We start from the raw sequence: 642 nt of genomic DNA, 5'->3' as shown, positions 1-642 counted from the left end.
TTTCTGGTTTTTCTGGTGTTTCTGGTTTTTCTGGTGTTTCTGGTTTTTCTGGTGTTTCTGGTTTTTCTGGTGTTTCTGGTTTTTCTGGTGTTTCTGGTGTTTCTGGTTTTTTATCTTCTGGTTTTTTATCTTCTGGTTTTTTATCTTCTGGTGTTGAATCTTCAACTTTTGGCAATTCTAATCCTGCATCTTTTAATTCTTTTTCAGTTAGACCAGCTTCAACTGCTTCAAGAATAATTTTATCTAATTCTTCATTAGTTTTAGCTTCTCTTACTTTAGTAAAAAGTTCTTCTTTCTTACCTTCTTCAATTTTTGCTTCGTAAAGAGGTTTTCTGAATTTTTCTTTTTTAGCTTCTAATTCTGATTTTCCCTGAGCTTTTAAAGCTTGTTCCATTTGAGCTAATTTTTTTGGAAGTGTAACTTCTTGATCATAAAGATTATCATATTTAGGTTCCTCTGCTTCCTCTTTTAAAGCAGCTTTTTGATCATCTGATAATGATGAAGCATTTACTTTTTCAATAAACGCTTTTTTTGCTTTAGCAAGCGGAGTGTTCTCTTCTGCTTCTTTTTGCTTATTATAGTCATCAATTTTCACGCCTGGATTTTTGTCATTTTTTCCAGTTTCTGAATCTTTATTTTCAT

1 protein-coding gene is annotated in these 642 nt (G+C 31.6%); it reads right to left on the bottom strand.

The window, feature by feature from the left end; genetic code table 11:
* Nucleotides 1-642 (bottom strand): hypothetical protein (locus HMPREF9707_RS09050; protein WP_006700963.1); only part of this gene is annotated, 642 nt, incomplete at both ends.

The sequence above is a fragment of the Falseniella ignava CCUG 37419 genome (assembly GCF_000301055.1).
GTDB lineage: Bacteria > Bacillota > Bacilli > Lactobacillales > Aerococcaceae > Falseniella > Falseniella ignava.
Note: the sequence above shows the minus strand (reverse complement) of the source record. Positions and strands in the feature narration are given on the sequence as shown.